Here is a 25,092-nt window from a genome sequence, read left to right as displayed (position 1 = left end):
TTTACTGAGGCTGATGTCCCCTTCGCGGGCAAGCCCGCTCCCACATTTGATTGCATTCCAACTGTAGGAATACATTTCCCTGTGGGAGCGGGCTTGCTCCGGGCGGCGTTCCAACGAAGGCGTCCTGACAGTCGCTACTGATCTGAAGGTTTCGCCGCCGGTTGCCACAGAATCTCGGCAATGCCCTGGCGCCGCGCAATCAACCTCGCCGCGACAAACAACAGATCCGACAAGCGATTGATGTACGCCAGGCCAACCCCGGCCAACGGTTCGATCGCATTCAAATGCTGGCAACGACGTTCGGCACTGCGCGCCAGGCTACGGCAGACATGCGCTTGGGCAATCAGCATTGAACCACCCGGCAGAATGAAGTTCTCCAGCGGCCCCAATTCCTCGTTCCACACGTCAATGGCCGCTTCCAGCCGTTCGATTTCCGCTGTGTTCAGCGCCTGATATTCCGGCATCGCCAACTCGCCACCGAGATCGAACAGTCGGTGCTGGCAGGGCGCCAACACGTCGATCAACTCATTCAGCCCAGGACAGGTTTCGCGTTCAGCGAGCAATCCGGCCAGCAGCACGCCGACCTGACTGTTCAGCGTATCGACCTCGCCAATGGCCTCGATGCGCGGGTGATCCTTGGGCACGCGGCGGCCGTCGCCAAGTCCGGTTTCGCCCTTGTCGCCGGTGCGGGTGTAGATCTTCGACAAGCGAAAGCCCATGGTTTACCTCGGTAGTTGATTGGTTTCGGCGGCGATGGGCGCCGGTTGTGCCAGTGGCAGACGCAGGGTGAAGCAGGTACCTTGCCCCGGCGCTGACTGCACTTCCATCTGCCCTTTGTGGTTGTTGGTGATGATGAAGTACGACACTGACAAACCGAGTCCCGTGCCCTGGCCGATTTCCTTGGTGGTGAAGAACGGCTCGAAGGTGCGCTTGCGCACGTTCTCGCTCATGCCGATGCCGTTGTCCTCGACCTGGATCTCGGCCCAGGGTGGATTGAGCCGGGTGCGCAGAGTGATCCGCCCCGGCTCGCTGTCATCTTCACGTTGGTGAATTGCCTGCGCGGCGTTTTTCAGCAGATTGAGCAGCACCTGCTCAAGTTCGTTGGCGGTGCCGGGCACAGGGCCCAGCGCCGGGTCGAACTGGCGAATGATCGCCTGACCCTTGAAGTCGAAGCCGATGGCCAGATCGAAGTCGTTACCGGCGATTTCCACCGCTTGATCGATCAATGCCGGCAAATCGCACGGCGCCATCTGGCGGTTGCTGCGACGACTGAAGCTGAGCATGTGGGTGACGATTTTTGCCGCCCGGGCGCCGGCCTGCTGGATGCCATCCAGCAATTGCGGGACTTCCCGGCCTTGCAGGTAGCGGTTGACTGCGTCCAGCTCGATGCCCAGTTGCTCGGCCTGTTCGAGGTTTTTCGGCAGGTCTGGCGACAGACGTCGGCGAATGTTCTGCACGTTGTGCAGGATCGCCCCCAACGGGTTGTTGATCTCGTGGGCCATGCCGGCGGCGAGGCCACCGACCGACAGCATTTTCTCCGACTGCACCATCATTTCTTCCAGCGACAGGCGCTGGGTGATGTCGTCGATCCGGATCACCACGCCGCGTCCGGCACCGCCCATCAACGGGTAGAAGGTGAGGGCGTAGTGTTTGGGCTCGTCGTCCTTGAACCATGTCACCCGCTCGATTTTCGCCACCGTGTGTTGCTCGACGGTCTGCTTGAGTTGCGGCAGGAACGGCTTGAGCGGCGCGAAGGCGAGGAAGATCGGCTGATTCAGCGCTTCGTCCAGCCGTGTACCGGAGAGGGCGCTGGCTTCCTGGTTCCATTGCGTGACGTAGAGCTGTTCGTCAAGTGCGATCAGCGCCGAGGGCATGGAGTCGATGATGCTGTTGAGGTAGTTCTGGAAACCGGTGAGCTTCTTCTCGATCTTGCTGCGCACCTGGACTTCCAGTTCCAGCTTGCGGTTGGTGTGGCGGGTTTCTTCGGCCAGACCCTGGGCCTGATCGTAGGCTGCCTGGGAATCGTCACGGGCGCGTTTGAGTTGCTGCTCCCGGGCCTCGATGCGCGAGAGCATGGTGTTGAACGCCTCGGCCAGACTGCCGATTTCGTCACGGTTGCCCCGTGAGGCGCGCAGGGCGTAATTCTCTTCGCGGGTCACCTGGCGGGACAGTTCTTCGAGTTGATGGATCGGCCGGGTAATCAGGCGCTTGATCTGCCGCGCGATGACCAGCCACAGCAGCACACTGAAAATCAGGATCCCCAGACTGGCCGTGAGTGTGCCGGTATAGAACGCTACTGGCAGTTCGCTGCTGGCCACTAAAAGCAGGTGGCCTGGTGCAGTGCCGGGGCGGGGCAGGGTGATGAGTTGATTGCTGCGAAATTCGGTCAGTTGCCAGGCTTCGATGTGTCGATAGCGCTCTGGCAATTTGAGTTTGTCGCCGTGTTGCAACTGCGCCAGACGTTCGCCTTTGCCGTCGTATAAAGCGGCGGCGCGCAGCGGGGAATAGCTGTCGAGTTCCTTGAGCAGCCGCTCGGCGCTTTGCGGCGACTGCAAGGCTTCGGCCACCAGGCTCGGGTTGGATACCAGCCGGCCGATGGTCTGCAACGCCTGAGGCGCCATGCTTTCCTGGGAGATGTAATAGGCGGCGCTGATAAAGGTCAGGTTGGCGACCAGCAGCACGGTGGTCAACAGCACCAGCAGGGCAGCCAGCAGTTTCTGGCCGACCGGCAGGTTTTCAAGACGCTGGCGCAATGGCATCAGGTTTATCGCAGAAAAGGAACAAGTGGCCAGCGTAGCCGCTGCTCAGTCGACGGGCAATCCGAGACTGTTCAGATGGGCGCTCAGGCGCTGCTGCAATTGCTTCAAATGCGGCAGGTTCAACTGATGACGCTCGGCTACCTTGCAGGCATGCCCGAGCAGATAGCTGATTTCGGTGCGGCGTTTATTGGCCACATCCTGATACATCGACGAGAAGTTCGCCGCCGTGGCCTGGATCACCCGTTCAACTTCCTGTTGCAGGTTGTCCGCCGCTGCCGGTTGCCCGCAGCATTCGAGCAGTTCGGTCAGTTCGCCGCACAGCGTCGCGACTTCGCAGTGATGTTGCTGGAGGTCACCGTTGCGGCAATTGTGCAGCACCGTCAGCGGATTGATCGCACAGTTGAGCGCCAGTTTTCGCCACAGGCGGGTGAGGATATCGGCGCTCCATTCATGGGGGATTTTCGCTGCCTCAAGATCGTCCAGCCAGATGGGGGCCACGGGATGACCGGCGTCGCCGAGCCAGGTGTAACCATGACCGGCAAACACCACGCGCCAGTCGCCATCGCGAAACGCGCCCTCGGTGCTGGAGGCGCTGATGCAGCGGGCTTGCGGGACACGCGCGGCGACCGCTTCCTGGCTGCCGAGGCCGTTCTGCAAAAGAATCAGTTCGGCGTCCGGCGCCAGACGATGGGCAAGTGCGGCCACGGCTGCTTCGGCGTCGTAGGCCTTGCAGGCCACCAGCAGGCGGCGAATCGGCCCGGGACTGTCCGGCGTTTCGCCGGGGATCGTGTAACGGCTGGCCACGCCTTGTTCGACGAGGGTGAGGCCGCCCGCCGTTGCATAGTCATGCAGACGGTCGACGTCGCGCAGGATCAACCGGACCGGCAATCCGGCCCGGGCCAGACGCGTGGCCCAGAGCGTGCCGAGACTTCCGGCGCCGAGGATGTGCCAAGGGGTGGACATCAGTTTTTCACTCGGTAAGGTACATGCATGCAAGGCTCGCGGTGTCGGTGGGAAAAGACCCGTTATAATGAGCCCGATTTTAACCGCAAGCCAAGCGCGCCACGTCCTGAACGAGCGCGCCTTTTTATTGGAGAGATTACATGCCGTCGTTCGACGTGGTATCCGAACTGGACAAACACGAGCTCACCAACGCGGTCGAGAACGCCGCGAAGGATCTCGATCGTCGTTATGACCTGAAAGGCAAGGGCAGCTACGAGTACAAGGAAAAGGAACTGACCGTCAACCTGACCGCTGAAGCCGAGTTTCAGCTGGAAGCGATGATCGAAATCCTCAAGCTGGCACTGGTCAAGCGCAAGATTGATGTGCAATGCCTTGAGGTCAAGGACGCTTACGCATCGGGCAAAGTGATGAAGCAGGATGCCGTACTTCGGGAAGGCATCGACAAGGAGCTGGCGAAGAAGATCGTCGCTCATATCAAGGACGCCAAGCTCAAGGTGCAGGCCGCCATTCAGGGCGAGCAGGTACGCGTAACCGGCAAGAAGCGTGACGACCTGCAGGAAGCCATTGCTGCACTGCGTGCCAAGGAATTCGGCATGCCACTGCAGTTCAACAACTTCCGCGACTAAGCTTTCCGGTCGGGAACCTCTCGGCGTTTACAGCGTCCGAGGCCCAAGCAACGGCAGAAACGATTGAGCCATTTACGGCCCGGTCTTTCTGCCGCTGGTTTTTTACAGCCCGGGAAGCCGGTAATCAGGAGATAAAAGATGGATTTGAATGCTGAGGTAGACAACCTGGTCAAGGCATCCCAGGCGTGGATTCCGATGATCATGGAATACGGCAGCCGTGTGCTGCTGGCGGTGATCACCCTGGCCATCGGCTGGTGGCTGATCAACAAGGTCACGCAAAAGCTCGGCGGCCTGTTGGCTCTGCGCAACGCCGACCTGGCCCTGCAAGGTTTCATCAGCAGCCTGGCCAACATCATTCTCAAGGTGCTGCTGATCGTCAGCGTGGCGTCGATGATCGGCGTCGAGACCACTTCGTTCGTCGCGGCGATCGGTGCGGCGGGTCTGGCCATCGGTCTGGCGTTGCAGGGCAGCCTGGCGAACTTCGCCGGCGGCGTGCTGATTCTGCTGTTCCGTCCGTTCCGCATTGGTGACTGGATCGAAGCCCAGGGTGTGGCGGGTACCGTCGACAGCATCCAGATCTTCCACACCGTGCTGCGCACCGGCGACAACAAGACCATCATCGTCCCGAACGGCAATCTGTCGAACGGCATCATTACCAACACCAACCGTCAGCCAACCCGCAAGGTTGTGTTCGACGTAGGTGTGGATTACGAAGCTGATCTGCAAAAGGCCCGTCAGGTGCTGCTGGATCTGGCCAAGGATGAGCGCGTTCTGCAGGATCCGGCGCCGCAGGCCGTTATTTCGACACTGGGTGACAGCTCGATCACTGTTTCCCTGCGCGTGTGGGTTAAAACGGCGGATTATTGGGATGTGATGTTCATGTTTAACGAACAGTCGCGTGATCGTTTAAAGACTGCAGGCATTGATATTCCTTTCCCGCAACGAGTGATTCGTGTGGTTCAGGAATCGGCGGTGTAATGATAGGTTGCTAATTAATTGGCTGACTTATCGGTCAGGCATCTATTACAAGTGACAGGCAATAAAAAAGGCCCATCGGAAGATGGGCCTTTTTGTTTTGTTACCGCAACTAACTCGGTGCGATTACAAAAGCGACAGCGGGTAGTCGACGATCAGACGGAACTCTTTGATGTCACCTTCGCCCTGGTCAGCGTTGGCGTTATGCCATGCTTGACGAACACGGAAGGAAAGATCTTTGGCCGGGCCGGACTGAACAACGTACTTGACTTCCAAGTTGGTTTCGTTGTGTTTACCGTCAGCACCATAGAGTGGATCACCGTTGGATTTACGGTAAACGCTGTTGGCAGCCAGACCGGTGCCATCGATATCCCAGCCTTTAACGTAACGGGTCATGAAGCTCAGACCAGGCACGCCGTACTCAGCCATTTTCAGGTCATAACGGATTTGTGCGGATTTCTCGTTCGGACCGTTGAAGTCAGAGTACTGGATGGAGTTGGCGAGGAAGATCGAGTCGCCGCCACGATTGTTCTTGCCCACACCGACGTAGTCGAATGGCGTGTCACCGTTAACTTTCTGGAAGGCCAGAGTAACGGTGTGCGCTTTCAGGAAGGACAGCGCGGTCGCCAGGGAGAAGGTGGTGTTGCTGATGTCACCCGCTTCCTTGTCACCGGTGTCGGTGGTGCGGTAGATGTTGAAATCAGTGTTCAGCGAAGTGTCGCCACCGAACGGGGTGGTCAGGTTCACGTTCGCATAGTATTGGTTCCAGACGTCTTCCAGCTTGGCGCCATACAGGGAAGCAGTCAGGTTCTCGGTGATGCCGTACTTGCCACCGAAGTAGTCGATGGTGTTGGCTGCAACGCCAGCATAGTTGGCCCACAGGTCGCCTTCACGGGAGTTGCGATCCTGGCTGGTCGACGAGTAGAAGTGACCGGCTTCGAGGTCAAGATCTTTGACTTCGCTGCTCTGCAGTTGGAAGCCGCTGGCAGTTTGCGGGAGGATGCGGGAACCGCCTACAGCGAACACCGGAGCGGTGCTTGGCTGCATGTCGCCGACTTTGAGTTCGGTTTTCGATACGCGGAATTTCACGGCTGCGCCGGCTTTGCCCTGGCTGTCGTTTACGTGACCGTCAGCGTCGCGGCTCATATTGCCGGTACCGCCGGTGCCATCACCGCCGTCCAGTTTGATTGCCAGGTAACCAAAAGCGTCAACGCCTACACCGACGGTGCCCTGAGTGTAACCGGAGCTGAAGTTGCCCCAGATACCCTGAGTCCAGTCTTTCTGGTCGTTGCCGCCGTCTTTGTTATTGCGGTTGAAGTAATAGTTGCGAATCAGCAAATCAGCTTTCGCGTCTTCAACAAAGCCTTTGGCTTCAGCCTGGTCACTTACGAACGGTGCGGCCGTAGCCATCTGAGTACTGGCTGCTGCTGCAACTGCCAGTGCGATCATGCTCCACTTCATCACGCGCATCGTGATTTGCTCCTTTGGTTTTAGAAGAGTACTGCCGTCCCACCTGTTTTATTATCTGGGCGGCTCTTTCTTTTTGTGTCGGCGCAAACTTATATCACGCCGACCATGTTGGCGATACTTGCACATCCAACCTTTCAGCTTCTTTACGAGCGTGTCGCAATCGGCTTGGTAGATGTCGCAAATTTACAGTCCAAATGCAATGGGACTGACAACTTCAGCGCTGTCTTACAGAGCTTGAGCATCGGTAAAAAAGAGTCCCTTGGCAAAACGCTTGAATCTCCATCGGGCAACCCTGCCACTGTTTTTATGGGGCTCAAGGCATCCACTTCGTGTGGTGCGCTTATAGTCCATATGGGTATGAATGCAACAAGCGTGCACAAACCGCTGAATTGTTCCGGTTTTTTTCAAGGTGCTCGTCTGACGCTGTGAAAACCTCATAAAACCGGGGGCCTCGAGGGCCTTTCATACAGGCTTGACGCCATCCTTCGCATGGTGTTGCTCCTTCAGTTTCGCTGCGCGACAACCAAAAACGTTACCGGTTCACCCCGTGAGTGAGTATTCGGCGGATGCCCGACGCATTGAGCGTAGACGCACTGTGCGGTTTTGGTGCAAAAAAATTCAAAGGCTGTACTGAATTCATACAGTTGGGACGCTGGATGAACGTGAACACTGAGGTGTGTGCGGGTCATTTTGCTCTGCTCATTCGCACTCCCGGTTCCGTCCTGGTGCGCTCAAGTCATAAATGTCACATCTCGGGGCGTGGAGGAATTCTTTCGGCAATGCTGTTCGCCGTGAAGGTCTCTCCAATCGCAGGTATGCTGCCATCCAGTCGCTTGGCTCGCCGCGTTCGTGGCGGGGCGCTAAGCTGAAAACAGGTCATTCGCCGGGAGTGCGCGCAGTGTTTGCTTTAGATTCACGACTTCAACAGGACACGCTGACCATCGGCGATTTCCCGCTTTGCCGACTGCTGTTGTCCAACGACGCCAACTACCCATGGTTCATCCTGGTGCCACGCCGCGACGATATCAGCGAGTTGTTTCAGTTGGATGTCGCCGACCAGCAGCGCCTGTGGCAGGAAACCACCGCCCTGGCCGAAGTGCTCAAGGATTCCTTCGACGCCGACAAAATGAATGTTGCGACCCTGGGTAACGTGGTCAGCCAACTGCATATGCATGTGATCGTACGTAAACGGGACGATGCCGCCTGGCCGGCACCGGTCTGGGGCAAACATCCCGCCAAGCCTTACAGTGCCGGGCAAGTGGCTGCGATTCGCGAGCGCCTGCGTCTGGTGCTGGACGAAGACTTCACTTTTCTGGAGGGCTGAGTCATGAGTTTCGAACAACGTGTTACCGAACTGGAAAGCCGCCTGGCGTTTCAGGACGACACCATTCAGACATTGAACGATGTGCTGGTGGAACAGCAGCGAGTGGTCGAGCGCCTGCAATTGCAGATGGCAGCCGTACTCAAGCGCCAGGAAGAGATGGTGGGGCAGATCGGATCGTTTGAAGAAGATGCGCCACCGCCACACTATTGAAATGTGTGCGGGCATGCTTCCGTGCTCCCATTAAAAAACCGCGAACAGCCAGGCTGTTCGCGGTTTTTTTATTGCGGGGACGTGGATCAGCGGCGCGGCAGGGCAGCGATCACGTCTTCGGCCTGCAGGCCCTTGTCACGGTTCATCACCGAGAACTCCACGCGCTGGCCTTCGACCAGGACGCGGTGGCCTTCGCCACGGATGGCGCGAAAGTGCACGAAAATATCATCGCCGGAATCCCGGGAGATAAAGCCGAAGCCCTTGGAGGTGTTGAACCACTTGACGGTGCCGGTATCGCGATTGCTCATGTCGTAGCTGGTGGGAGCGGCGGCCGGGGAGGACTTGTAGAAGCTGATGGCCAGGTGCAGGACCACGGCAACCAGAGCGATCACCAGGCTGAACAGCACGGCTGGCTGGCCGGCGATGACAGGCATCGGCGCGATCAGGGTCAGGGTTTGCAGGACGACGGTCAGAACCAGCAAGGCGCTGACCAGATTTTGCAGATGCTGGCGCGGACCTTTGTTCCAGTAGGGAATAACTGGCGCAAGGATCAGGTTCAGCAGGCCGAAAAAGGCCAGGTAAAGTGCATCGGGTTGTTGCAGGTAAGGTACCGCTTCGGACTTCAGGCTAGGTATGAAGGACAGCAGCAAGGCTGCTGCGCCCATTAGCAGGTGGACGATTTTCAACATTTTTATTGACTCACGTTATGACGGCTCACAAGGAAGAGCTGAGAGCGCACGGTTCGCTTCGGAACAATAAGAGGCGTTGGACACGTGCACGGCATCAGCCTATGCGCAGGCCCGGAAAACGGGGCTTAGCGACACACTGCCTATTTAACAGTAAAGCCTGCGGCTACTCAAATCACGCCGGCCAGCGGCAGGTACCGGACGATTTGTCGCGTCTATCGGGCCCATGCGGGGGCTGCGGGGCGGGGGTGGCCTTGCTACAGTGAACCGACACCTGCTGGATGAATTTCAATCGCCGTTAGGGGGTAAGCATGGCAATCGATATCGGTATCAGTGAAGAAGACCGCAAATCCATCGTCGAAGGGCTCTCGCGCCTGCTGTCGGACACTTACGTGTTGTATCTGAAGACCCACAACTTCCACTGGAACGTCACCGGGCCGATGTTTCGGACCCTGCATCTGATGTTCGAGGAGCAATACAACGAACTGGCCCTGGCAGTCGACTTGATTGCCGAACGCATCCGGGCGCTGGGCTTTCCGGCGCCGGGCGCGTACGCGACCTACGCTCGCCTGTCTTCCATTAAAGAGGAGGAGGGCGTGCCGAGTGCCGAGGACATGATCAAACAACTGGTCGAGGGGCAGGAGGCGGTCACGCGCACGGCGCGGGGGATTTTCCCTCTGCTGGACAAGGTCAGTGACGAACCGACTGCCGACCTGCTGACCCAACGCATGCAGGTTCACGAGAAAACCGCGTGGATGCTTCGTGCATTGCTCGAGGCCTGATGACGGGAGGCGCACGGATGTTCATGGTTCGTGCGCTCTTCTTTCCCCTCGGAAACTTCACCCGCGACGGTAGGAAACCAGGAAGACGCCCCGCCGCTCCATGATCCTCCGTATCGTGTTGGCTTATCCTACGTGGATGGTCAATAAGTCGTCTGGATCCGCCTTTGCACCTGCGCTTTTAATGAGGTCACAGGATTTCGCCTTGAACACAGGCGCAAAATGGCAAAGGAGTGTCAGCTATATGGAAGGTGGAGGCAGGCGACGAGATATTGCAGTCGATTTGCAGCAGGAAAAGTTCGGGGAGCCGTTTCTCGGCGGGTTCGACATGGAGTTGATCCGGCCACTGTCCCGATCGGTACGCTTGAACGGGTTCGCGACCTGCATGCGGCTGGAGCAGGTTTACTGGAATATTCTAGGCCGGATGGCCGAAGACAATTGCTGTTCGGTCGGCGCGCTGTTGTCCCGTGTCGATCGTGAAGTGCACCTGCGCCATGGCGGGGTGAAAAACTTCAGCGGTCTGGTGCGGGTGGTGTGCGTGGTGCATGGCCTGCGGGATTCTCCGGGGACGCCCGCCGCGGGTTGTCACTGACAAGACGGCCTGTGCAGTCTTCCGGCTGCACAGGCCGCATTTAATGGATATAATCCCGCTCTTTCGCCGCACAGCCCTGCGTGTGCTGGCAATCTGATTGCCGAGACAACCCCATGCCGATGTACGATTACCAATGTGCTTCCTGTGGTCATCAGTTGGAAGCCATTCAAAAGATCAGTGACGCACCATTGGTCGATTGCCCTGCCTGCCAGGCGCCGGAACTCAAGAAGCAACTGTCGATGCCGGGCTTTCGCCTCAGTGGCAGCGGCTGGTACGAAACCGATTTCAAGACCGGCGCGAAGAAGAATCTGGCCGGTGGCGACAAATCTGACTAGGGTTCAAACCCAGGTCGAACGACACGCGCGAGTTTCCACAGATTGCACATTGCTTGAGTGCAACCGGATCTCCACCGAATTTCGAATTACGAGAAGCGAACCACTACCATGATGCGCAGCCATTATTGCGGCCAACTGAACGAAAGCCTGGAAGGCCAGGAAATTACCCTTTGCGGATGGGTTCACCGTCGTCGCGACCACGGCGGGGTGATTTTCCTCGATATCCGTGATCGTGACGGTCTGGCCCAGGTAGTGTTCGATCCGGATCGCGCCGAGAGCTTCGCCGCTGCCGATCGCGTGCGCAGCGAATACGTCGTGAAGATCACCGGCAAGGTTCGCCTGCGTCCGGCCGGTGCCACCAACGCCAACATGGCGTCGGGCATGATCGAAGTGCTGGGCTACGAGCTGGAAGTGCTGAACGAGTCGGAAACCCCGCCGTTCCCGCTGAACGAGTTCTCCGACGTCGGCGAAGAAACCCGCCTGCGTTATCGCTTCCTGGACCTGCGTCGTCCGGAAATGGCCGAGAAGCTGCGTCTGCGTTCGCGCATGACCACCAGCATCCGTCGCTACCTGGACGAAAACGGCTTCCTCGACGTCGAAACGCCGATCCTGACCCGTGCCACTCCGGAAGGCGCGCGTGACTATCTCGTGCCGAGCCGTACCCACGCTGGTTCGTTCTTCGCGCTGCCGCAATCGCCACAGCTGTTCAAGCAACTGCTGATGGTCGCCGGCTTCGACCGCTACTACCAGATCGCCAAGTGCTTCCGTGACGAAGACCTGCGTGCCGACCGTCAGCCTGAGTTCACTCAGATCGACATCGAGACCAGCTTCCTCGACGAAAAGGACATCATGGGCCTGACCGAAGGCATGATCCGCAACCTGTTCAAGGAAGTGCTGGATCTGGAATTCGGCGAATTCCCTCACATGACCTTTGAAGAAGCCATGCGCCGTTACGGTTCCGACAAGCCGGACCTGCGTAACCCGCTGGAACTGGTCGATGTGGCCGATCAGCTGAAAGAAGTTGATTTCAAGGTCTTCAGCGGTCCTGCCAACGATCCGAAATGCCGTATCGCCGCGCTGCGCGTTCCAGGCGGGGCGAGCATGCCGCGCAAGCAGATCGACGACTACACCAAATTCGTCGGCATCTACGGTGCCAAGGGCCTGGCGTACATCAAGGTCAACGAGCGCGCTGCCGGTGTTGAAGGTCTGCAATCGCCGATCGTGAAAAACATCCCGGAAGCCAACCTGAACGTGATCCTCGATCGCGTCGGCGCAGTCGATGGCGATATCGTGTTCTTCGGTGCCGACAAGGCCAAGATCGTCAGCGAAGCCCTGGGCGCGCTGCGTATCAAGCTCGGTCACGACCTGAAGCTGCTGACTTGCGAATGGGCTCCGATGTGGGTCGTTGACTTCCCGATGTTCGAAGAGAACGACGACGGCAGCTTCTCGGCTCTGCACCACCCGTTCACCGCGCCGAAGTGCTCGCCTGAAGAGCTGGAAGCCAACCCGGCAGGCGCTTTGTCCCGTGCCTATGACATGGTGCTGAACGGCACCGAACTGGGTGGCGGTTCGATCCGTATCCACCGTAAAGAGATGCAACAGGCGGTGTTCCGTCAGCTGGGCATCAACGAAGCGGAACAGGAAGAGAAGTTCGGCTTCCTGCTCGACGCCCTGAAATACGGCGCGCCGCCGCACGGTGGCCTGGCCTTCGGTCTGGACCGTCTGGTAATGCTGATGACCGGCGCCCAGTCGATCCGTGAAGTCATCGCCTTCCCGAAAACCCAGAGTGCTGCCGATGTGATGACGCAGGCGCCGGGTGTTGTGGATGCGAAGGCATTGCGCGAATTGCACATTCGTTTGCGCGAGACGCCAAAGGCCGAGTAAGACGGGCCTGAAGGCGCATCTTCGGATGCGCCTTTTTTCTTTCTGCAGTGATTGAAAACAAGTTTTTTTGCTGGCCGATGCACCTGCATGGCGGGCATTGTTCAAGAGAATTCGGAGCGAGTTATGGCAGGTCATTCCAAGTGGGCGAACATCAAGCACCGCAAAGAACGCCAGGATGCCAAGAGAGGCAAGATCTTCACCAAGTGGATCCGCGAACTGACCGTGGCGGCCCGTCAGGGCGGCGGTGATCCGGGTTCCAACCCGCGTCTGCGTCTGGCCCTGGACAAGGCGCTGGGCGCCAACATGAGCCGGGACATCATCGATCGTGCCGTTGCCCGTGGCGCCGGCGCTACCGAAGCCGACAACGTTGAAGAGCTGACCTACGAAGGTTACGGCCCGGGTGGCGTGGCGGTGATGGTCGAGTGCATGACCGACAACCGCAACCGTACCGCAGCGGCTGTGCGCCATGCGTTCAGCAAGTGTGGCGGCAACCTAGGTACCGACGGTTCGGTAGCCTACCTGTTCGAACGCAAGGGCCAGATCAGCTTTGCGCCAGGCGTCGACGAAGACGCGCTGACGGAAGCGGCGCTGGAAGCCGATGCCGACGACGTGGTCAGCCACGAAGACGGCTCGATCGACGTATTCACCTCGTTCACCAGTTTCTATGCGGTGCGCACTGCCTTGGAAGCCGCAGGTTTCAAGGGTGATGACGCGGAAATCGTCATGCAGCCGACCACCAGCGCCGAACTGGATCTGGAGGGGGCCGAGAAGGTGCTCAAGCTGATCGATATGCTGGAAGACCTGGACGACGTGCAGAACGTCTACTCCAACGCGGACATTCCGGAAGACGTGGCCGCTCAGCTCGGTTAAGAGCGGCTAGGCTGCAATGTGGGAGCTGGCTCGCCAGCGATGGCGTCGGCACATCAGGTAATGATGGTGCCTGACACACCGTCATCGCTGGCAAGCCAGCTCCCACATTTGTTATGCGTTATCTCGAATTCAGTGCTTTTACCGAACCTGCAGGCGTTATGACTTTAATTCTTGGTATCGACCCCGGTTCGCGCATTACCGGTTACGGCATCGTTCGCGATACCGGACGCGGCGGTTGCATCTATGTCGCCTCGGGTTGCATCCGCACCGGTGCCGGCGAGCTGCACGAGCGCCTGCAGATCGTCTATCGCGGCGTGCGGGAAATCATTCAGACCTACGGCCCGGTGACCATGGGCATCGAAAAGGTGTTCATGGCGAAAAACGCCGATTCGGCGCTCAAGCTCGGGCAGGCCCGTGGGGCCGCTATCGTTGCCGGCGCCGAAGAGAGCCTGGAGATTGCCGAGTACACGGCCACCCAGGTCAAGCAGGCCGTGGTCGGCACCGGCGCCGCCAATAAAGAGCAGGTGCAGATGATGGTCATGCATATGCTCAAGCTCACCAGCAAACCGCAAATCGACGCATCGGACGCCCTGGCCATCGCCATTTGTCACGCTCACACCCGCTCCAGTCTGTTGCCGCACGGCCTGGGAACGGCACGCAGTCGTGGCGGGCGCCTGCGTCTCTGATAGCATCAGCAGTCAATTTCACGGAATGTGGATTTCGCGCCTGGGTCGTCGGCCGTAAATCCATGTTCTGTCGGTCGCCAGCCCACGGCTGGCCAACGCTCAAGGATCTGAAACGTGATTGGACGCTTGCGCGGCACTCTGGCTGAGAAACAGCCGCCGCACCTGATTCTGGATGTAAATGGCCTCGGGTATGAGCTGGAAGTGCCCATGACCACCCTTTATCGTCTGCCGTCGGTCGGTGAACCGCTGACCTTGCACACCCATTTGGTCGTACGCGAAGACGCGCAGTTACTCTATGGTTTTGCCGGCAAGCGTGAGCGAGACTTTTTTCGCGAGTTGATCCGTCTCAATGGTGTGGGGCCGAAACTGGCCCTGGCCTTGATGTCGAGTCTGGAAGTCGATGAGCTGATCCGCTGCGTGCAGTCCCAGGACACCTCGGCGCTGACCAAGGTGCCGGGCGTGGGCAAGAAAACCGCCGAGCGTCTGCTGGTCGAGCTCAAGGATCGCTTCAAGGCCTGGGAAACCTCGCCGGCCATGTTTGCGCTGGTTCCGAACCAGCCGGACGGCCCGGCGCCGGTCAATACCGCCGAGAATGATGCGGTCAGCGCGCTGATTTCTCTGGGTTACAAGCCACAGGAAGCGAGCAAGGCGATTTCCGCAATCAAAGAGAAAGGCCTGAGCAGCGAAGACATGATTCGACGCGCCCTGAAGGGAATGATTTAAGTGATTGAAGCTGATCGTCTGATCGCCGCCACGCACAGTCCGCGTGAGCGCGAAGAAGTCCAGGATCGGGCGATACGTCCCGTCAGTCTGGCCGAATACATCGGCCAGCCGACCGTTCGCGAGCAGATGGAACTGTTTATCCAGGCCGCCCGTGGTCGTAGCGAATCCCTCGACCACACCCTGATCTTCGGTCCGCCGGGGCTGGGTAAAACCACCCTGGCGAACATCATCGCCGAGGAAATGGGCGTATCGATCAAGAGCACTTCCGGTCCGGTGCTTGAGCGTCCGGGGGACCTGGCGGCGCTGTTGACCAATCTTGAACCGCACGATGTGCTGTTCATCGATGAAATCCATCGTCTGTCGCCGATTGTTGAAGAAGTGCTGTACCCGGCCATGGAAGATTTCCAGCTCGATATCATGATCGGTGAAGGGCCGGCGGCGCGTTCGATCAAACTCGATCTGCCGCCGTTCACCCTGGTCGGTGCAACCACGCGGGCAGGTATGCTGACCAACCCGTTGCGCGACCGTTTCGGCATCGTCCAGCGCCTCGAGTTCTACAGCACAGCTGATCTGGCGACGATTGTCAGCCGTTCGGCGAGCATTCTCGGTCTGCCGCTGGATCCGGAAGGGTCTTTCGAGATCGCTCGCCGCGCTCGGGGCACGCCGCGAATCGCCAACCGGTTGTTGCGCCGGGTGCGGGATTTCGCCGAAGTCCGGGCCAAGGGGCACATCACCAAGTCCGTCGCGGATCTGGCGCTGAACCTGCTGGATGTCGACGAGCACGGTTTCGATCATCAGGACCGGCGTCTGCTGTTGACCATGATCGAAAAGTTCGATGGCGGCCCGGTGGGCATCGACAGTCTGGCGGCGGCGATCAGTGAAGAACGCCACACCATTGAGGACGTGCTCGAGCCGTACCTGATTCAGCAGGGGTACATCATGCGGACGCCGCGCGGCAGGGTGGTTACTCGCCACGCGTACCTGCATTTTGGTTTAAACATTCCGACACGAATGGGCGAAATGCCCGTGGCAGACGAGTTTCTTGATGCCGTGGACGATTGATACACATTTAATGGCGATTTATTCAGCGTTTGTACTGTCTCAGGACGGTACTTTTGCGGTAAAGCCTTTGAACATTGAAAAACAGTTGCCTGGCCGGATTGGCAACCCGAGGAGTAAGCACTAGAGTATGCGCGCGCAAAACGGGCTTGAGCCGTTCGCACATCGTTGTCGCGTTTATTACGAGGACACCGATGCGGGCGGCATCGTGTATTACGTTAATTACCTCAAGTTTATGGAACGGGCTCGAACCGAGCGGCTCCGGGAGCTGGGCTTTGCCCAGTCGGCGCTGGCAGGGGAGGACCTGTTGTTCGTCGTGCATTCCAGCGAAGCGCGTTATCACGCGCCGGCGCGACTGGACGACGAGCTTCTGGTAAGCGCTGATGTAATCGAATTGAACCGTGCCAGCCTGCGCTTTCGACAGCAGGTCAGGCGGGCAACGGATAATGTGCTGCTCTGCGAAGGGCAGTTTCTGGTGGCCTGTGTGCGCACTAACAGTTTGAAACCCCGGGCCCTTCCCGAAGACCTGCGTGCGGCCTTTGCCGACGCGGTCGGCACGGGTACACACTCAAAGCAGGAGATAAAGCGTGGAAGCTAACGTCGTCGACCATTCCTCCATGTGGAGCCTGGTCAGCAATGCCAGCATCGTGGTGCAGTTGGTAATGTTGACCCTGGTGGCCGCATCGGTGACCTCATGGATCATGATCTTTCAGCGCAGCAATCTGCTGCGCGCCGGTCGACGCGCCCTGGAGAGCTTCGAGGAGCGCTTCTGGTCGGGTATCGACCTGTCCAAGCTCTATCGTCAGGCCGGCAGCAACCCGGATCCGGATTCGGGCGTCGAGCAGATCTTCCGCGCCGGCTTCAAGGAGTTTTCCCGTCTGCGTCAGCAGCCAGGTGTCGATCCTGAAGCGGTGATGGAAGGTGTGGCCCGTGCCATGCGCGTCGCCATCTCCCGCGAAGAAGAAAAGCTCGAGCAGAGCCTGCCGTTCCTCGCTACCGTGGGCTCCGTCAGTCCGTACATCGGTCTGTTCGGTACCGTCTGGGGGATCATGAACTCCTTCCGTGGTCTGGCCAGCGCACAACAGGCCACCCTGGCCACTGTGGCACCCGGCATCGCCGAAGCCCTGATCGCCACTGCGATCGGTCTGTTCGCCGCAATCCCGGCCGTTATCGCTTACAACCGTTTCTCTGCCCGCAGCGAAACCTTGCTGAGCCGCTACTACACCTTCGCCGATGAATTCCAGGCGATCCTGCACCGCAAAGTGCACACCAGCGAAGAATAAGCAGGTATTTCCCGATGGCTTTAATCACTCGAGCCCGACACAAGCGCAAGCCGGTCGCCGAGATGAACGTAGTGCCTTACATCGACGTGATGCTGGTGCTGCTGGTCATCTTCATGGTGACTGCGCCGATGCTCAATCAGGGCGTGAAGGTGGATCTGCCCAAGGTTTCCAGCGAAGCCTTGCCGCAGGACAACAACACCCAGGTGCTGACCATTTCGATCAAGGCTGACAAGACCTACTACTGGAACCTTGGCAGCGAAGTCGACACCGAGAAGCAACAGGACCGGGCCATGACCCTGCCACAGATGACCGACGCGGTGACCAAGATCATTCGCGCCGGCACTGAAGGCGGCAAGCGTACCCAGGTCTTCATCCGTGGCGACAAGTCCGTCGATTATGGCTCCGTCATGGGCGCCATGGGCGGGTTGCAGAAAGCCGGGGTCGGTAACGTTGGCTTGATCACCGAGGCGCCCTGATGCAGCAACAGCGAGAGCCGTCCGCCTCGGAAAGCTACTTCTGGCCCAGCGTCTGGGCGATTGGCTTGCACGTGCTGGTGTTCGGCATGCTGTTTGTCAGTTTCGCCATGACGCCTGAGCTGCCGCCGGCCAAGCCGATTGTCCAGGCGACCCTGTACCAGCTGAAATCGAAAAGTCAGGCGACCACCCAGACCAATCAGAAGATTGCGGGTGAGGCGAAGAAATCCGCCGCGCGCCAGACCGAAGTCGAGCAGATGGAGCAGAAAAAGGTCGAGCAGGAAGCGGTGAAAGCTGCGGAACAAAAGAAAGAAGAAGCGGCTCAAAAGGCCGAGGAAGCCAAGAAGGCCGATGAGGCGAAGAAAGCGAACGAGGCGAAGAAGGCTGATGAAGCCAAGAAAGCCGAAGACGCGAAGAAAGCCGCTGAGGCCAAGAAGGCAGAAGAGAAACAATTGGCTGATATAGCCAAGAAGAAAGCCGAAGAAGAAGCCAAGAAGGCTGCTGAAGAAGAGGCCAAGAAAGCGGCCGCTGAAGAAGCCAAGAAGAAGATCGTCGAAGACGCGAAAAAGAAAGCCGCCGAAGACGCCAAGAAGAAAGCTGAAGCTGAAGAGGCGAAGAAGAAAGTCGCCGAAGACGCGAAGAAGAAAGCTGCTGCCGATGCTGCGAAGAAGAAAGCGCAGGAAGCGGCACGTAAATCCGCCGAAGACAAAAAGGCTCAGGCCCTGGCAGATTTGCTTTCCGACACGCCGCAGCGCCAGCAGGCCTTGGCCGATGAGCAGGGCGATGAAGTCGCGGGCAGTTTCGATGACCTGATTCGTGCGCGGGCAGCGGAAGGCTGGGCACGTCCACCTTCGGCACGCAAAGGCATGACGGTTGTGCTGCAGATCGGCATGTTGCCGGACGGTACGGTGACTTCGGTCAGCGTGGCGAAGTCCAGTGGCGACGGTCCGTTCGATGCGTCTGCAGTGGCAGCGGTCAAGAATATTGGACGTTTGACGGAAATGCAGGGAATGAAGCCGAGCGATTTCGCTCCGTATCGTTCATTCAAGATGACATTCACACCTGAGGATCTAGCCTTGTGAGAAACCTTCTTCGAGGAATGCTGGTCGTGATCTGCTGCATGGCAGGGATCGCGATGGCGGATGAAAAGAACATTCTGGTCACCAGCGGCAGCGATCGGGCGACTCCGATCGCCGTCGTGCCGTTCGGTTTCCAGGGCGGTGCCGTCCTGCCGGATGACATGGCTGAAATCATTGGTAACGATTTGCGCAACTCGGGCTACTACTCGCCGATTCCGAAGCAAAACATGATCAGCCAGCCAAGCCAGCCGAGCGAAATCATCTTCCGCGACTGGAAGGCGGTGGGCGCGCAATACATGATGGTCGGCAGCATCGTGCCGGCCGGCGGCCGTCTGCAGGTGCAGTGGGCTTTGTTCAACGTCGCCACCGAGCAGAAAGTGGCTGACGGCAGTGTGTCCGGCACCACCGAACAGCTGCGCGACATGGCGCACTACATCTCCGATCAGTCCTTCGAAAAACTGACCGGCATTAAAGGTGCATTCTCGACTCGCCTGCTGTACGTCACAGCCGAGCGTTTCTCCGAGAAGAACACCCGTTACACCCTGCAGCGCTCGGACTATGACGGCGCCCGCGCCGTGACCTTGCTGCAATCGCGTGAGCCGATCCTGTCGCCGCGTTTTGCACCGGACGGCAAGCGTATCGCCTACGTGTCGTTCGAGCAGAAGCGTCCGCGCATCTTCATGCAGAACATCGACACCGGTCGCCGCGAGCAGATCACCAACTTCGAAGGCCTGAACGGCGCGCCAGCCTGGTCGCCGGACGGCAATCGCCTGGCGTTCGTATTGTCGAAGGACGGTAACCCGGACATCTACGTGATGAACCTCGGTTCGCGTCAGATCACCCGCGTGACCGCAGGTCCTGGCATCAACACCGAACCGTACTGGGGCAAGGATGGCTCGACCATCTACTTCACCTCCGACCGTGGCGGCAAGCCGCAGATCTACAAGACCAGCGCCGGTGGCGGCGGTGCCGAGCGCGTGACGTTCGTGGGCAACTACAACGCCAACCCCAAGCTTTCGGCAGATGAAAAGACCCTGGTGATGATCCATCGTCAGGACGGTTTCACCAATTTCAAAGTGGCGGCCCAGGATTTGCAGCGCGGAAGTGTAAAAATCCTCACTGATAGCACTCTGGACGAGTCGCCTACTGTTGCGCCCAACGGCACCATGGTAATCTACGCCACCCGCCAGCAGGGCCGGGGAGTCTTGATGCTCGTGTCCATTAATGGACGCGTGAGGCTCCCGCTTCCTACCGCTCAAGGCGAAGTCAGAGAACCGTCCTGGTCCCCTTACCTGAACTGACGCGGCGCTTTACGTTTTACTTAACACACTGGGGTTCATTAGGAGTTTCACGATGGAAATGCTGAAGTTTGGTAAATTTGCTGCGCTGGCTCTGGCCATGGCTGTAGCTGTAGGTTGCTCGTCCAAAGGCGGCGACAACGCCGGTGAAGGCGCTGTTGATCCAAACGCTGGTTACGGCGCAAACACTGGTGCAGTTGACGGTTCCCTGAGCGAAGAAGCTGCTCTGCGCGCAATCACCACCTTCTACTTCGAATACGACAGCTCGGACCTGAAGCCAGAAGCCATGCGCGCTCTGGACGTTCACGCCAAAGACCTGAAAGCAAACGGCGCTCGCGTTGTTCTGGAAGGCAACACCGACGAACGTGGTACTCGTGAGTACAACATGGCACTGGGCGAGCGTCGTGCGAAAGCCGTTCAGCGCTACCTGGTACTGCAAGGTGTTTCCCCAGCTCAGCTGGAACTGGTTTCCTACGGCGAAGAGCGTCCAGTTGCTACCGGCAACGACGAGCAGTCCTGGGCTCAAAACCGTCGCGTCGAACTGCGTAAGTAATTCGATATGCGAACGTGCCGTCGTGCTGTAACTGTTCTGGCTCTCAGCCTCGCGCCGCTTGCGGCGTGGGCTGCGGTTCCTGTGGTCGATGACAACTCCGGTTATAACAATAGCGGGAGCAGTTATCCGCCTGCAGGTTACGGTACGAACGGCGCCTATGCCGGGGGAGCGGCTTCGGCCCCTGCCTCGGCACAAGGCATGCTGTTCAACCAACTGCAACAAATGCAGGATCAACTGTCGCGCCAGCAAGGCGTGATCGAAGAACTGCAGAACCAGGTTTCGCGCATGAAACAGGAATCCCTGGAGCGATACCAGGATCTTGATCGGCGCATAGGGTCCGGCGTTGCACCTGCCGCGAATCCCGAGAATTCTTCTGCCGGTGGCGATGCAAGTGCTGCTGCCGGTGCCGCCGCTGGAGCCGGGGCCGCTGCTGCCGCTGCCGCCCAGGCACCTGCTGCGGGTGGCGAACCGGCTGATCCGGCCAAGGAAAAGCTGTATTACGATGCAGCTTTCGACCTGATCAAGGCCAAGGATTTCGACAAGGCCAGCCAGGCGTTTGCCGCTTTCCTGCGTAAGTACCCGAACAGCCAATACGCGGGCAACGCCCAGTACTGGCTGGGTGAAGTGAACCTGGCCAAGGGGGATCTGCAAGGCGCAGGTCAAGCTTTCGCCAAGGTTTCGCAGCTGTATCCCAAGCACGCCAAAGTGCCGGATTCGCTGTACAAGCTGGCTGACGTAGAACGCCGCCTCGGTCATACCGACAAGGTCAAAGGCATTCTGCAGCAGGTGGTGGCCCAGTATCCGGGCACATCCGCCGCTCAGTTGGCCCAGCGCGACTTGCAACGCATGTAACAGCGTTTGACCCGTTTGGAAGAAACCCGCGCTTGTCGCGGGTTTTTTCGTTAGAATTCACGCCCTTTTATGAAACACGCTTCTGGTGATCTACGCGTTGGCGGGGTTGCCTGAAGTGCCTGACGGAGGCGGACAGCCTGTTTAGCTGTTACGCCCGTGGCGACTATGCAAGACACATTGAGAATCACCGAAGTTTTCTACTCGTTGCAGGGGGAAACGCGGACTGCCGGGCTGCCCACGGTTTTTGTGCGCCTGACCGGTTGCCCATTGCGTTGCCAATACTGCGACAGCGCCTACGCATTCAGCGGTGGCACGATCCGCACCCTCGACGACATCCTCGAGCAAGTGGCCGGCTTTCGCCCGCGCTACGTCTGTGTCACTGGCGGTGAGCCGCTGGCTCAGCCCAACGCCATCCCTTTGCTCAAGCAATTGTGCGATGCCGGCTACGAAGTCTCGCTGGAAACCAGCGGCGCCCTCGATATTTCGGCGGTCGATCCGCGGGTCAGTCGGGTGGTCGACCTGAAGACGCCTGACTCCAAAGAAGCCCATCGCAACCGTTACGAGAACATCGAACTGCTGACGCCCAACGATCAGGTGAAGTTTGTCATCTGCTCGCGGGAGGACTATGACTGGGCGGTATCGAAGCTGATCCAGTACGGTCTCGAGCGACGTGCAGGTGAAGTGCTGTTTTCCCCAAGTCACCACGACCTGAATGCTCGGGATCTGGCGGACTGGGTGGTGGCGGATAACCTGCCAGTGCGCCTGCAACTGCAGCTGCATAAATATCTATGGAATGATGAGCCGGGGCGCTGAGATGACTGAACAACTGAATACTAGCCAAAAACGTGCGGTAATCCTGCTTTCGGGTGGGCTGGACTCGGCTACGGTCGTGGCGATGGCGCGCGCTGAAGGCTACGCCTGCTACACCATGAGTTTCGATTACGGTCAGCGTTCCCACGCTGAACTGCATGCTGCTGCTCGCGTTGCCCGCGATCTGGGTGTGGTCGAGCACAAGGTGATCGGCCTGAACCTGAACGGCATGGGTGGTTCGGCCTTGACCGACACCAGCATCGATATTCCGGAGGAGTTGGGCGAAGGCATTCCGGTGACCTACGTGCCGGCGCGCAACACGGTTTTCCTTTCGCTGGCCCTGGGCTGGGCTGAAGTGCTCGGCGCCCGTGACATCTTTATCGGCGTCAACGCAGTGGATTACTCCGGATACCCGGATTGCCGTCCCGAGTTCATCGAGTCGTTTGAGCGCATGGCCAATCTGGCGACCAAGGCTGGTGTGGAAGGCAATGGTTTCCGCATCCAGGCACCGCTGCAGAACCTGAGCAAGGCGCAGATCGTCCAGGCCGGCGTGAAGCTGGGCGTCGATTACGCGCTGACCGTTTCCTGCTATCAGGCCGACGATGACGGCCGCGCTTGTGGCAAATGCGACAGCTGCCGACTGCGTGCAGAAGGCTTCGCGACGGCCGGAATCAGCGACCCGACACCTTATTTTTGATTTTTTTTAAATTAGGTGTTGAATAGTCCTTAAAAATCAGTATTATACGCGCCACCACACAGCGGGTCGTTAGCTCAGTTGGTAGAGCAGTTGGCTTTTAACCAATTGGTCGTAGGTTCGAATCCCACACGACCCACCATTTTTGCTGTTTTTAAAAGTCTGGAAGGCCCACGAAAGTGAGGATTTCCGGATTTTTTTTTGCCTGCGATTCAGGCATCCGACCCTTCGTTTCTTCCCGCCGTGACGCAGGTCAGAATCATCTTTTGTATCACCGGGATATTCTGTAGCCTTGCGCAGCTTCAATGCTGTCCGTGCCTGATAATACTCACTTTCCCGGCGGTACCCTCAAGCGGTCCGGAGCCGGGTGTATACTCGACTTTCGCGCGAATGCGCCTGCAGGTCTTGCGAACATGACGCAGATTTCCGAACGCCTTCTGGTACAAGCCCACCTCGACGCCAAGCAGCCCAAGCCGCTGACGGCCGAGGAAGAGGCCTATTACCGTTCCGCCATCGCCGCCGAGCTCAAGGCTCAGGACGCGGTGCTGGTTGCCCACTTTTATTGCGATCCGATCATCCAGGCCCTCGCCGAAGAAACCGGCGGTTGCGTTTCCGACTCCCTGGAAATGGCCCGCTTCGGCAATGCCCATCCGGCCAAGACCGTGGTGGTCGCCGGCGTGAAATTCATGGGTGAGACCGCGAAGATTCTCAACCCTGAAAAACGCGTGCTGATGCCGACCCTGGAGGCGACCTGCTCGCTGGATCTGGGTTGCCCGGTGGACGAGTTCTCGGCGTTCTGCGATCAGCATCCGGAACGCACCGTGGTGGTGTATGCCAACACCTCGGCTGCCGTCAAAGCCCGGGCCGATTGGGTAGTGACCTCCAGCTGCGCACTGGAAATCGTCGAAAGCCTGATGGATAACGGCGAAACCATTATCTGGGGCCCGGACAAGCACCTGGGCACCTATATCCAGCGTCAGACCGGCGCCGACATGCTGCTGTGGGACGGTGCCTGCATCGTCCACGAAGAGTTCAAGTCCAAGCAGCTGGAAGACATGAAGGCGCTGTACCCGGACGCTGCCATTCTGGTGCACCCGGAGTCGCCGACCTCGGTGATCGAACTGGCGGACGCCGTCGGCTCCACCAGCCAGCTCATCGCCGCCGCTCAATCGCTGCCGAACAAGACCCTGATCGTCGCCACCGATCGCGGCATCTTCTACAAGATGCAGCAGCTGTGCCCTGACAAGGTCTTCATCGAAGCGCCAACCGCCGGTAACGGCGCGGCGTGCCGCAGTTGCGCACATTGCCCGTGGATGGCCATGAACACCCTTGAGCGCACCCTCAAGTGCCTGAAGGAAGGCTCGAACGAGATCTTCGTCGACCCGGCCCTGATCCCACAGGCGATCCGCCCGCTCAAGCGCATGCTCGATTTCACTCAGGCCGCGCGGATGAAGCTGGCCGGCAACGCCTGACTCTGAGCTGCAAACTAAAACGCCCCGATTGGATCGGGGCGTTTTTGCATCTGGAGGATTATTTGGTCTTTTTCGGGATTCGCACGAGCTGCGTGTCGGAGTAGATGTCATGCCAGGCGCGTTTCTGTTTGTCGAACAGCGACCAGAAGAACCCAAGGCCCAGGCACAGCCACGACGCAATCGATACCATGAACCGCAGCAACGCCTGCCACAGGCTGATCGCAGTGCCATCAGCGTTCTGCACGCGAATGCCCCAGACCTGCATGCCCAGGGTCTGCCCGGCGTGAGTCCAGAACTTGGCGAAGAAGCCGAACAGCACCAGCAGCAGCACTGTGGAGTACAGCGGATCGCCATCCAGCTGCCCGGCGTCAGTCAGAACCCGCAGACGCTCCTCGCCGATGATTGCCGCCTGAATCATCTTGTAGACGCCACCCGTCACGATCAGCAGGGCGGTGCACAATAGAAAGTCATAGAACATCGCTGCCAGACGACGACCCAGGCCGACGGTGGGGAAATCGCCCTGGGGAGTGAGCAGGTGTTTCGACATGGCGGCCTCTGGACGGAAAGTGAAGCGCCATTTTACGGATTTGCGCCCACAAAAAAGCCCCTGATATCAATATCAGGGGCTTTTTCGTAA

28 protein-coding genes and 1 tRNA gene are annotated in these 25,092 nt (G+C 58.8%); 23 read left to right on the top strand and 6 right to left on the bottom strand.

Annotated elements, in window-relative coordinates; translation table 11 throughout:
• Positions 1–134: 134 nt before the first annotated feature.
• From CAF79_RS06835 to CAF79_RS06825, 3 genes are read right to left on the bottom strand one after another with little or no spacing between them, the layout of a single operon-like run.
• Positions 135–719 (bottom strand): cob(I)yrinic acid a,c-diamide adenosyltransferase, encoded by a 585-nt coding sequence (locus tag CAF79_RS06835; RefSeq protein ID WP_085697181.1) that lies wholly within the window; start codon positions 717–719, stop codon positions 135–137.
• 3 nt (positions 720–722) lie between these two features.
• The gene (locus CAF79_RS06830; RefSeq protein ID WP_085697180.1) at positions 723–2,759 is read right to left on the bottom strand and encodes a HAMP domain-containing sensor histidine kinase; all 2,037 of its coding nucleotides are present in this window, start codon (positions 2,757–2,759) and stop codon (positions 723–725) included.
• A gap of 45 nt (positions 2,760–2,804) precedes the next feature.
• Entirely contained in the window at positions 2,805–3,722 is a 918-nt protein-coding gene (locus CAF79_RS06825) for a putative 2-dehydropantoate 2-reductase (RefSeq protein WP_085697179.1), read from the bottom strand.
• A gap of 140 nt (positions 3,723–3,862) precedes the next feature.
• Between CAF79_RS06825 and CAF79_RS06820 the strand changes: the two genes are divergently transcribed.
• The gene (locus tag CAF79_RS06820) at positions 3,863–4,348 is read left to right on the top strand and encodes a YajQ family cyclic di-GMP-binding protein (protein WP_065258535.1); all 486 of its coding nucleotides are present in this window, start codon (positions 3,863–3,865) and stop codon (positions 4,346–4,348) included.
• Positions 4,349–4,486: 138 nt separating this feature from the next.
• The gene (locus CAF79_RS06815) at positions 4,487–5,326 is read left to right on the top strand and encodes a mechanosensitive ion channel family protein (protein ID WP_064599011.1); all 840 of its coding nucleotides are present in this window, start codon (positions 4,487–4,489) and stop codon (positions 5,324–5,326) included.
• Positions 5,327–5,449: 123 nt separating this feature from the next.
• On the opposite strand, the gene CAF79_RS06810 is transcribed toward CAF79_RS06815, so the two are convergent.
• Positions 5,450–6,793, bottom strand: a complete 1,344-nt coding sequence (locus tag CAF79_RS06810) for an OprD family porin (RefSeq protein WP_085697178.1) — start codon at positions 6,791–6,793, stop codon at positions 5,450–5,452.
• Between the two features lie 898 nt (positions 6,794–7,691).
• Between CAF79_RS06810 and CAF79_RS06805 the strand changes: the two genes are divergently transcribed.
• Positions 7,692–8,117, top strand: a complete 426-nt coding sequence (locus tag CAF79_RS06805) for an HIT domain-containing protein (RefSeq protein ID WP_085697177.1) — start codon at positions 7,692–7,694, stop codon at positions 8,115–8,117.
• A gap of 3 nt (positions 8,118–8,120) precedes the next feature.
• Positions 8,121–8,327 (top strand): SlyX family protein, encoded by a 207-nt coding sequence (locus tag CAF79_RS06800; RefSeq protein WP_085697176.1) that lies wholly within the window; start codon positions 8,121–8,123, stop codon positions 8,325–8,327.
• A gap of 86 nt (positions 8,328–8,413) precedes the next feature.
• Here the strand turns inward: CAF79_RS06800 and CAF79_RS29595 are convergent, their stop codons facing one another.
• Positions 8,414–9,016 carry a cold-shock protein gene (locus CAF79_RS29595; protein ID WP_085697175.1) on the bottom strand — a complete coding sequence of 201 codons (603 nt, stop codon included), beginning with the start codon at positions 9,014–9,016 and terminating at the stop codon, positions 8,414–8,416.
• 308 nt (positions 9,017–9,324) lie between these two features.
• Here CAF79_RS29595 and CAF79_RS06790 point away from each other — a divergent pair, with 308 nt between their 5' ends.
• The 19 genes from CAF79_RS06790 (at position 9,325) to nadA (ending at position 24,455) form a co-directional block, all read left to right on the top strand.
• Positions 9,325–9,795, top strand: a complete 471-nt coding sequence (locus tag CAF79_RS06790; RefSeq protein ID WP_085697174.1) for a Dps family protein — start codon at positions 9,325–9,327, stop codon at positions 9,793–9,795.
• A gap of 241 nt (positions 9,796–10,036) precedes the next feature.
• Positions 10,037–10,384: a ribbon-helix-helix domain-containing protein gene (locus CAF79_RS06785; protein WP_085697236.1), complete on the top strand. Its 348-nt coding sequence runs from the start codon at positions 10,037–10,039 to the stop codon at positions 10,382–10,384.
• A gap of 113 nt (positions 10,385–10,497) precedes the next feature.
• Complete coding sequence (locus CAF79_RS06780) at positions 10,498–10,719, top strand: FmdB family zinc ribbon protein (RefSeq protein ID WP_007951210.1); 222 nt, start codon at positions 10,498–10,500, stop codon at positions 10,717–10,719.
• A 108-nt stretch (positions 10,720–10,827) separates the two neighbouring features.
• The gene (gene aspS / locus CAF79_RS06775) at positions 10,828–12,603 is read left to right on the top strand and encodes an aspartate--tRNA ligase (RefSeq protein WP_085697173.1); all 1,776 of its coding nucleotides are present in this window, start codon (positions 10,828–10,830) and stop codon (positions 12,601–12,603) included.
• 123 nt (positions 12,604–12,726) lie between these two features.
• On the top strand, positions 12,727–13,473 hold the full coding sequence (locus CAF79_RS06770; protein WP_085697172.1) for a YebC/PmpR family DNA-binding transcriptional regulator: 747 nt from the start codon (positions 12,727–12,729) through the stop codon (positions 13,471–13,473).
• 158 nt (positions 13,474–13,631) lie between these two features.
• Positions 13,632–14,159: a crossover junction endodeoxyribonuclease RuvC gene (gene ruvC, locus CAF79_RS06765; RefSeq protein ID WP_007951206.1), complete on the top strand. Its 528-nt coding sequence runs from the start codon at positions 13,632–13,634 to the stop codon at positions 14,157–14,159.
• A 114-nt stretch (positions 14,160–14,273) separates the two neighbouring features.
• Entirely contained in the window at positions 14,274–14,882 is a 609-nt protein-coding gene (gene ruvA, locus CAF79_RS06760) for a Holliday junction branch migration protein RuvA (RefSeq protein WP_007951205.1), read from the top strand.
• A complete protein-coding gene (ruvB, locus tag CAF79_RS06755; RefSeq protein ID WP_085689401.1) occupies positions 14,883–15,944 on the top strand; it encodes a Holliday junction branch migration DNA helicase RuvB in 1,062 nt (353 codons plus the stop codon).
• A gap of 127 nt (positions 15,945–16,071) precedes the next feature.
• The gene (gene ybgC / locus CAF79_RS06750; protein ID WP_007951203.1) at positions 16,072–16,539 is read left to right on the top strand and encodes a tol-pal system-associated acyl-CoA thioesterase; all 468 of its coding nucleotides are present in this window, start codon (positions 16,072–16,074) and stop codon (positions 16,537–16,539) included.
• A complete protein-coding gene (gene tolQ, locus CAF79_RS06745) occupies positions 16,529–17,224 on the top strand; it encodes a protein TolQ (protein ID WP_007912733.1) in 696 nt (231 codons plus the stop codon). Before ybgC ends, tolQ begins: the two co-directional genes overlap by 11 nt.
• 23 nt (positions 17,225–17,247) lie before the next feature.
• Entirely contained in the window at positions 17,248–17,700 is a 453-nt protein-coding gene (gene tolR, locus CAF79_RS06740; RefSeq protein WP_162803534.1) for a protein TolR, read from the top strand.
• Positions 17,700–18,779, top strand: coding sequence for a cell envelope integrity protein TolA (tolA, locus tag CAF79_RS06735; protein WP_085697170.1), 1,080 nt, complete (start codon positions 17,700–17,702; stop codon positions 18,777–18,779). Before tolR ends, tolA begins: the two co-directional genes overlap by 1 nt.
• A 17-nt stretch (positions 18,780–18,796) precedes the next feature.
• Entirely contained in the window at positions 18,797–20,077 is a 1,281-nt protein-coding gene (gene tolB, locus CAF79_RS06730; RefSeq protein WP_166742344.1) for a Tol-Pal system beta propeller repeat protein TolB, read from the top strand.
• Between the two features lie 52 nt (positions 20,078–20,129).
• Complete coding sequence (gene pal / locus CAF79_RS06725; RefSeq protein ID WP_003178634.1) at positions 20,130–20,627, top strand: peptidoglycan-associated lipoprotein Pal; 498 nt, start codon at positions 20,130–20,132, stop codon at positions 20,625–20,627.
• A gap of 6 nt (positions 20,628–20,633) precedes the next feature.
• Positions 20,634–21,479: a tol-pal system protein YbgF gene (gene ybgF / locus CAF79_RS06720; protein ID WP_085697169.1), complete on the top strand. Its 846-nt coding sequence runs from the start codon at positions 20,634–20,636 to the stop codon at positions 21,477–21,479.
• Positions 21,480–21,644: 165 nt separating this feature from the next.
• Positions 21,645–22,292 carry a 7-carboxy-7-deazaguanine synthase QueE gene (gene queE / locus CAF79_RS06715; RefSeq protein ID WP_007951198.1) on the top strand — a complete coding sequence of 216 codons (648 nt, stop codon included), beginning with the start codon at positions 21,645–21,647 and terminating at the stop codon, positions 22,290–22,292.
• A gap of 1 nt (position 22,293) precedes the next feature.
• Positions 22,294–22,986: a 7-cyano-7-deazaguanine synthase QueC gene (queC, locus tag CAF79_RS06710; RefSeq protein WP_085697168.1), complete on the top strand. Its 693-nt coding sequence runs from the start codon at positions 22,294–22,296 to the stop codon at positions 22,984–22,986.
• A 63-nt stretch (positions 22,987–23,049) separates the two neighbouring features.
• Positions 23,050–23,125 (top strand) — tRNA-Lys (locus CAF79_RS06705).
• Positions 23,126–23,396: 271 nt separating this feature from the next.
• Positions 23,397–24,455, top strand: a complete 1,059-nt coding sequence (nadA, locus tag CAF79_RS06700; protein ID WP_039766022.1) for a quinolinate synthase NadA — start codon at positions 23,397–23,399, stop codon at positions 24,453–24,455.
• 58 nt (positions 24,456–24,513) lie between these two features.
• On the opposite strand, the gene CAF79_RS06695 is transcribed toward nadA, so the two are convergent.
• Positions 24,514–25,002, bottom strand: a complete 489-nt coding sequence (locus CAF79_RS06695) for an RDD family protein (protein ID WP_085697167.1) — start codon at positions 25,000–25,002, stop codon at positions 24,514–24,516.
• Positions 25,003–25,092: the final 90 nt, after the last annotated feature.

It is taken from the genome of Pseudomonas sp. B26(2017) (genome assembly GCF_002113045.1).
Classification (GTDB): domain Bacteria; phylum Pseudomonadota; class Gammaproteobacteria; order Pseudomonadales; family Pseudomonadaceae; genus Aquipseudomonas.
The sequence above is the reverse complement of the archived record's forward strand: the minus strand, read 5'-3'. Positions and strand labels throughout refer to the sequence as shown.

Bases quoted from the DNA above. Each gene is read 5' to 3' on its own strand.
- CAF79_RS06695 (WP_085697167.1), bottom strand. From the start codon at position 25,002: ATGTCGAAACACCTGCTCACTCCCCAGGGCGATTTCCCCACCGTCGGC.
- queC (WP_085697168.1), top strand. From the start codon at position 22,294: ATGACTGAACAACTGAATACTAGCCAAAAACGTGCGGTAATCCTGCTT.
- aspS (WP_085697173.1), top strand. From the start codon at position 10,828: ATGATGCGCAGCCATTATTGCGGCCAACTGAACGAAAGCCTGGAAGGC.
- CAF79_RS06825 (WP_085697179.1), bottom strand. From the start codon at position 3,722: ATGTCCACCCCTTGGCACATCCTCGGCGCCGGAAGTCTCGGCACGCTC.
- tolB (WP_166742344.1), top strand. From the start codon at position 18,797: ATGCTGGTCGTGATCTGCTGCATGGCAGGGATCGCGATGGCGGATGAA.
- ruvC (WP_007951206.1), top strand. From the start codon at position 13,632: ATGACTTTAATTCTTGGTATCGACCCCGGTTCGCGCATTACCGGTTAC.
- CAF79_RS06790 (WP_085697174.1), top strand. From the start codon at position 9,325: ATGGCAATCGATATCGGTATCAGTGAAGAAGACCGCAAATCCATCGTC.
- tolA (WP_085697170.1), top strand. From the start codon at position 17,700: ATGCAGCAACAGCGAGAGCCGTCCGCCTCGGAAAGCTACTTCTGGCCC.
- CAF79_RS06770 (WP_085697172.1), top strand. From the start codon at position 12,727: ATGGCAGGTCATTCCAAGTGGGCGAACATCAAGCACCGCAAAGAACGC.
- queE (WP_007951198.1), top strand. From the start codon at position 21,645: ATGCAAGACACATTGAGAATCACCGAAGTTTTCTACTCGTTGCAGGGG.
- CAF79_RS06835 (WP_085697181.1), bottom strand. From the start codon at position 719: ATGGGCTTTCGCTTGTCGAAGATCTACACCCGCACCGGCGACAAGGGC.
- CAF79_RS06830 (WP_085697180.1), bottom strand. From the start codon at position 2,759: ATGCCATTGCGCCAGCGTCTTGAAAACCTGCCGGTCGGCCAGAAACTG.
- CAF79_RS06820 (WP_065258535.1), top strand. From the start codon at position 3,863: ATGCCGTCGTTCGACGTGGTATCCGAACTGGACAAACACGAGCTCACC.
- CAF79_RS06780 (WP_007951210.1), top strand. From the start codon at position 10,498: ATGCCGATGTACGATTACCAATGTGCTTCCTGTGGTCATCAGTTGGAA.
- CAF79_RS06800 (WP_085697176.1), top strand. From the start codon at position 8,121: ATGAGTTTCGAACAACGTGTTACCGAACTGGAAAGCCGCCTGGCGTTT.
- CAF79_RS29595 (WP_085697175.1), bottom strand. From the start codon at position 9,016: ATGTTGAAAATCGTCCACCTGCTAATGGGCGCAGCAGCCTTGCTGCTG.
- ybgC (WP_007951203.1), top strand. From the start codon at position 16,072: ATGCGCGCGCAAAACGGGCTTGAGCCGTTCGCACATCGTTGTCGCGTT.
- ybgF (WP_085697169.1), top strand. From the start codon at position 20,634: ATGCGAACGTGCCGTCGTGCTGTAACTGTTCTGGCTCTCAGCCTCGCG.
- CAF79_RS06815 (WP_064599011.1), top strand. From the start codon at position 4,487: ATGGATTTGAATGCTGAGGTAGACAACCTGGTCAAGGCATCCCAGGCG.
- CAF79_RS06810 (WP_085697178.1), bottom strand. From the start codon at position 6,793: ATGCGCGTGATGAAGTGGAGCATGATCGCACTGGCAGTTGCAGCAGCA.
- nadA (WP_039766022.1), top strand. From the start codon at position 23,397: ATGACGCAGATTTCCGAACGCCTTCTGGTACAAGCCCACCTCGACGCC.
- pal (WP_003178634.1), top strand. From the start codon at position 20,130: ATGGAAATGCTGAAGTTTGGTAAATTTGCTGCGCTGGCTCTGGCCATG.
- CAF79_RS06785 (WP_085697236.1), top strand. From the start codon at position 10,037: ATGGAAGGTGGAGGCAGGCGACGAGATATTGCAGTCGATTTGCAGCAG.